The sequence below is a fragment of the Candidatus Binatia bacterium genome (assembly GCA_023150935.1).
In the GTDB taxonomy this organism is placed as follows: Bacteria; Desulfobacterota; Binatia; order HRBIN30; family HRBIN30; genus JAKLJW01.
The window spans coordinates 62,909-69,532 of sequence record JAKLJW010000027.1 but is presented as its reverse complement, the minus strand read 5'-3'; the positions used below and the strand labels follow the sequence as shown (position 1 = coordinate 69,532).

2 protein-coding genes are annotated in these 6,624 nt (G+C 68.0%); one reads left to right on the top strand and one right to left on the bottom strand.

Annotation, left to right across the window (positions count from 1 at the left end; all coding sequences use genetic code 11):
• Positions 1-139 precede the first annotated feature (139 nt).
• Positions 140-5,737: an excinuclease ABC subunit UvrA gene (uvrA, locus tag L6Q96_15865; protein ID MCK6556033.1), complete on the top strand. Its 5,598-nt coding sequence runs from the start codon at positions 140-142 to the stop codon at positions 5,735-5,737.
• Between the two features lie 26 nt (positions 5,738-5,763).
• On the opposite strand, the gene L6Q96_15860 is transcribed toward uvrA, so the two are convergent.
• On the bottom strand, positions 5,764-6,324 hold the full coding sequence (locus L6Q96_15860) for a hypothetical protein (GenBank protein ID MCK6556032.1): 561 nt from the start codon (positions 6,322-6,324) through the stop codon (positions 5,764-5,766).
• Between the last annotated feature and the right edge of the window lie 300 nt (positions 6,325-6,624).

Below are 6,624 nucleotides of genomic sequence, written 5' to 3'. Positions count from 1 at the left end.
TGCAGGACGGCCACCCACGCGGTTTTCGCTGCCCCTTGCCCCAGGCTGCCGAGCATCCGTTAGCGCCGGATCGTGGCCCCCCCCATCACTTTCCCCAGACGTCCGGTGCGCTATAGCTGAGGGTTCGGACGCGAACGCAATGTCGGATTCATGGATCACGATCACCGGGGCGCGGCAGAACAACCTCAAGAACATCGACGTCCGCGTACCGCTGAACGCCTTGACCGTCGTGACCGGCCCCTCGGGATCGGGCAAGTCGAGTCTCGCCTTCGATGTTCTCTACGCCGAGGGCCAGCGGCGCTACGTCGAGAGCTTCTCCGCTTACACGCGCCAATTCCTCGACCGCATGGACAAGCCCCAGGTCGAGCATATCGACGGCATCCTGCCGGCGATCGCGATCGGCCAGGGCAACACCGTCAAGACCTCGCGCTCCACGGTCGCGACGATGACCGAGTTGCACGACCACCTGAAACTGCTCTACGCGAAAATCGCCGTGCTCCATTGCGGCACCTGCGGCGAACCGGTGCGGCCGGCGACGGTCGACTCCATCTGCGCAGGACTTCTAACGCGGCCCGAGGGTACGCGCGTCCTCGTCGCCTTCGAGGCGCCGCTCGCCGACAACCTCCCCTGGGAGGAAACGCGCGCCGGCTTCGCCGCGGCCGGTTTCCGCCGTCTGCTCCTCGACGGAGAGACGCTCGCCCTGGAAGACGTCGCCGCGGCGCCGCCGTCACCGGCGATCGTCGTTGTCGATCGCCTCACGATGCGACTCGACCAGAAGGGCCGCCTTGCCGACTCCCTGGAACAGGCGCTGCGCTTCGGCAAGGGACGTTTGCTGCTGGTCCACCCGGACGACGGTAACCGCATCGAACCTCACGTAACGCGCCTCGAATGCCCGCGCTGTCGGATCGCGTACCGGGCAGCGACCGCCAACCAGTTTTCTTTCAACAGCCCGCTGGGCGCCTGCGACACGTGTCGCGGCTTCGGGCGCATCATCGATCTCGATCTCGATCTGGTCGTGCCCGATCCGTCCCGCACGCTCGCCGACGGCGCCATCAAGCCCTGGAGCACCAAAGCCACGGAATGGGAACGCGCTCAACTGCTCGACTTCTGCAAGAAGAAAGGCATTCCGACCGACATCCCTTTCGCCGAGTTGACCGCGGTGCAACGCCGGCTCGTGATCGACGGCAAGGGCAAGTACCACGGGGTACGTGGCTGGTTTCGCTGGCTCGAAGGGAAGACGTATCGCATGCACGTACGCGTCTTCCTGTCGCGCTTCCGCGGCTACCGAACCTGCCCCGCGTGTGCCGGTGGGCGGCTCAAGCCGGAGGCCCTGCTCTACAAGATCGCCGGGCACGACATCGCCGCCGTACAGCGCATGAGCGTCGGCGAGGCAGCCGCCTTCTTCGCGGGCCTGTCCCTCGACCCCGCCGACGAGGGGATCGCCCATCTCATCCTCGGAGAGATCCGCGGCCGGCTGCGCTACCTGCTCGATGTCGGGCTCGACTACCTCACGCTCGACCGCCAGTCGCGCACCCTCTCCGGCGGCGAGTTGGCCCGCGTCGACCTGACGACCGCGGTAGGCTCTTCGCTCGTCAACACACTCTACATTTTCGACGAACCGTCGGTCGGCCTACACCCGCGGGACAGCCAGCGGCTCGTACACATCCTCAAAACCCTGAGGGCCAAGGAGAACACAGTCGTCGTGGTCGAGCACGAGCCGGAAATCATCCGCGAGGCGGATCACGTGATCGATCTCGGGCCGCAGGCCGGTGCGGCCGGTGGCGAACTGATGTTCGCCGGCTCTTACTCCGAACTGCTGCGCCGCGAGGGCTCGATCACCGGCGACTACCTCGCCGGCAGGCGGCGCATCGCCGTCCCGCGCAACCGGCGTCCGCCGATCCCTGGGCTCGAGCTGATCGTGCGGGACGCCACCGAGAACAATCTGCGCAACGTCACCGCGCGCTTCCCGCTGGCCCGCCTCGTCTGCGTCACCGGGGTCTCCGGTTCGGGCAAGTCGACGCTGATCGAAGACGTGCTGTACCGCGGTTTGCGCAAGCGACTCGGCCGGCCCGACGGTACCCCCGGGGCGTGCGCCGACATCGAGGGAGCGCGTCGTATCGCCGACGCGGTCCTCGTCGATCAGAGCCCGATCGGTACCACCCGGCGCGCCAACCCCGCCTCGTACCTGAAGGCCTACGACGCCATCCGCGAGCTGTTCGCCCAGACCCCGCAGGCGCGCCTGCGCGGCTATACCGCCGCAACGTTCTCCTTCAACGTGGCCGGGGGCCGCTGCGAGACGTGCCGTGGCGAGGGCTTCGAAAAGGTGGAGATGCAGTTCCTCTCGGACGTCTACGTGCGCTGTCCCGAATGCGACGGCAAACGATTCGGCAGCGAGGTGCTCGACGTCGTCTACCAGGGCCGCAATATCCACGAAGTGCTCGGCCTCACGGTCCGCGAGGCGCTGACCCGGTTTGCGGATCAGCCGACCGTCCGCGCGCGCCTGCAACCGCTCGCCGACGTCGGTCTCGACTACCTGCCCCTCGGCCAGCCGCTCAACACGCTCTCAGGCGGCGAGTCGCAGCGACTGAAGCTCGCCGCGGCGATGGCGGGAGAAACCCAGTCGCACACGCTCTTTCTGTTCGACGAGCCCACGATCGGCCTGCACATCGGCGACATCGAGACGCTTCTGCGCGCCTTCCAGCGACTGGTGGATCGCGGCCATTCGCTGGTCGTCATCGAGCACAACATGGAAGTAGTGAAGGCCGCCGACTGGGTCGTCGATCTGGGCCCCGAGGGCGGCACCGGCGGCGGCATGGTGGTGGTCGCCGGCCCGCCGGAACAGGTGGCGGCGCACCCGACCTCGCACACCGCCCGGTACCTGCGCGCCGCACTGGACGGCGACACACTCGCCGCAGCCGCCGAGGCTCCCGCTCCCTATGCGCTGGCGTCAGGGAACGGGCGGGGGGTCATGCAGATCGTCGGGGCCAGGGAGCACAACCTGCGCGACCTGACGCTCGACCTGCCCCGCGATCGATTCATCGTCGTCACCGGGCTCAGCGGCTCGGGCAAGTCCACGCTCGCCTTCGACATCCTCTACACGGAGGGGCAGCGCCGCTACCTCGACAGCCTCTCCGCCTACGCCCGGCAGTTCGTCAAGGTACTGGCGCGCCCCAACGTGGATCGCGTCGCCGGCGTCCCACCGACGGTCGCCATCGAGCAACGCCTGAGCCGCGGCAGCAAGAAGTCGACGGTGGCCACGGTAACCGAGATCTACCACTACCTGCGGCTCCTCTACGCCAAGATCGGCGTGCAACACTGCACCGGCTGCAACCGGCCGTTGAGCGCTCTTACCCGCGAGCAGATCGTCGAGCGCATTCGACGCGAGCTGCGCGGTCAGACGGTAACCTTGTTCGCCCCGGCGGTGCGCGGCCGCAAGGGCATCTACACCGAACTTTTCAGGGCGGCGCGCAAGCTCGGGTTCGTCCGGGCACGGATAGACGGCGTGGTGAGGCAACTCGATCCGCCGCCGGCGCTGGCGCGTTACCGGGAACACGACATCGACATCCTCGTCGGCGCCATAGACGTCACCCGCGGCGATTCCGAGCGGCTGCCGGAGATGATCGCCACGGCGCTCCGGCTTGGCAACGGTGCCGTTATCGCGGCCCCGGGTGCCGCCAGCGAGGCGGCGAACCCCGCCGGGGACCGGCTCTACAGCGAGCGGCTGTACTGCACGTCCTGCCGGCTCGGGTACGAGGCGCTCGATCCCCGGCTGTTCTCGTTCAACAGCCGGCAGGGCGCATGCCCCGACTGCGACGGCCTCGGCAGCGTACCGCACATCGACGTCGATCGCCTCGTCGGCCATGCCGCGCAGCCGCTCGGCAAGGCTCTTGCCGCGGTCTTGAAACCCCTCGCAACGGAGCTGTGGGACGCAGTGAAGGGATTGGCGGCAACCCAGCGCAGCCTCTGGAAGAAGCCGCTGTCGGCGCTGACCGATACGCAGCGGCGGCGACTGCTGCACGGCAGCGGCAACGGCGACGGCCTGCTCGGCGTGCTGCAACGCGCCTTCGAGACGGCCGAGGTCGATCCCGCACTGGTCGAGCCGTACACGGACGAGCGCCCGTGTGCGGGGTGCGTCGGCTCGCGGTTGAACGCCCGGGCGCGCGCCGTCTCGATACACGGCAAGGGCATCTGGGAACTGACGCGGCAGTCGGTCAGCGACGTCTTCGCCGAACTCTCGCGGCGCCGCTTCTCCGGCCGCGAGGGCGAGATCGCCCGCAACGTGATGAAGGAGATCCTGCCGCGCCTGCGCTTTCTCGACGAGGTCGGGCTGGCGTACCTGACTCTCGATCGGCGCGCCGACACGCTGTCCGGCGGCGAAGCTCAACGCATTCGCCTTGCCGCGCAACTCGGGTCGAACCTGCGTGGGGTCTGTTACATCCTCGACGAACCGACCGTCGGACTGCACCCGCGCGACAACGACATGCTGCTCGGGACACTGAAGACCCTGAAGGATCACGGCAACACCGTGGTCGTCGTCGAGCACGACGAGACGACGATTGCCGCCGCCGATCTGGTGGTCGATCTCGGCCCCCGCGGCGGCACCCACGGAGGCGAGTTGGTCGCCCTCGGTCCGCCGGCCAGTCTCGCCCGGCAGCCGGCATCGGTGACGGGCAAGTTTCTCGGCCGCCGGCGGCCGCGCATCGGCCCGCTGCGGGACGTCGCCGGCCTGCCTCGCCTGACCGTTCGCGGTGCCGTCGAACACAACCTCAAACGCATCGACGTCGAGTTTCCCGTCGGCGCCTGGACCTGCGTTACGGGGGTCTCGGGATCGGGCAAGTCGACCCTGGTACGAGACGTCCTGTACGCAGGGCTGCGCCGCCGGCTCGGCAGTTGGAGCGGTCACGTCGGAGCGCACAAAGGCATCGACGGCGCGGCCCTGCTCGAGCGGGTCGTCGAGGTCGACCAGACACCGATCGGCCGCACGCCACGCTCGGTCCCGGCATCGTACGTCGGGTTCTTCGACGATATCCGCAAGCTGTACGCGCTGGCCCCGGAGGCGCGCCTGCGCGGCTTCACGCCGGGACGGTTCTCCTTCAACGTGAAGGGCGGCCGGTGCGAGATGTGCGCCGGCCAGGGCAAGATCAAGATGGAGATGAGCTTTCTGCCCGACGTCTACGTCACCTGCGACGCCTGCGGCGGGCGGCGGTACAACGACGAGACGCTGGCCGTGCGTTGGAACGGCAAGACGATGGCCGAGGTGCTCGACATGACGGTCGAGGAAGCGGCGCAGTTCTTCGCCGGGGTGTCGACGATCGCCACACCGCTACGTCTGCTCGAAGCGATCGGGCTCGACTACCTGACGCTCGGCCAGGGGAGCAACACCCTTTCGGGCGGCGAGGCGCAGCGCATCAAGCTGGCGTACGAACTGGGCAAGCCGGGGCGCGGCAGGACCTTGTACGTCCTCGACGAGCCGACCACGGGCCTGCACTTCGCCGACATCGAGAAACTTATCGACGTGTTGCACCGGCTCGTCGACCGCGGCCATACGGTGGTGACCATCGAGCACAACCTCGACATCGTCAAGGAAGCCGACTGGATCGTCGACCTTGGCCCGGAAGGCGGCACCGGCGGCGGTCGGGTCGTCGCCATGGGCCCGCCGCCGGACATCCTCCGGGTCCGCCGCTCGCACACTGCCCGCTATCTGCGCCAGTTCCTCCGCAACGGACAGCGGAGTTAACCTGACGGCGCGCGGGCGCGCCGCGCCTACTTGCCTTCCTGCCGCACGTTCATCGAAGCCGACACCGGCGGCCCGCCCCCACCCGCCGCGTCACCGCCCAGGAGCACCACGGTCAGCGGCAGGCCGATGAACGTCCCCGGGGAAGCGGTCTCCGCCTGATCGAGATCGAGCCAGAACGTCGCGGACACCGTGCAGCCGGCCAACGGGCCCCCGAACCAGGGCGTCATCGCGGTGCCGGCGCAGTCCATATATACCCCGGTGGTAGGCTCCATCGCCACGCCGTTAAGCGTCGCCCCCATTGACAGGATCATCGGCATGGGCACCGGCATTCCCGAGGTTATTGTCGCATCCACGGTGACCACTTTCTTCTTGTTGCCCTTCGCCAGCGTGGCGCCCGGCGTGGTGAGGATCGGTCCGGCCATCGGCCCGGCGGGCAACGGCACCGGGGCAGCCGTAGACACGTGCCGTGACTTCTTCGGCACCTTGGCACACGGCGCCAGGCACGAATCCGCGGCGTGCACAGCCGAAGCCGTACACATCACCGCTACTACCGCCACGGCGCCAAAGCGAAGCGACCATCGGTTCATGACTCCCCTCCTTGTTTGTGGACAGGACAAGCCCTGTATTCGCGCCCATAACACGAAAGGATGCCCGTTCCAAAGAAGAAAATGCCCGTCAAGCGAATTCAAGCACATACCCGGGGAGGCGTATCAAGGCTCCGTCGGCGATCTTGCCGTGTCCCCGCGCCCGTCATCGGTCCTTTGGCTGAGGTGGTCTTACCGACCTGACGCGGCCCGGGCAGCACAACCGCCGGGAACACCGAAAGCCTCTCCTCCACCGCGCGAGCGAGCCGGCGAGCAATCGTCCTTGCATTATCGGGGCGCATT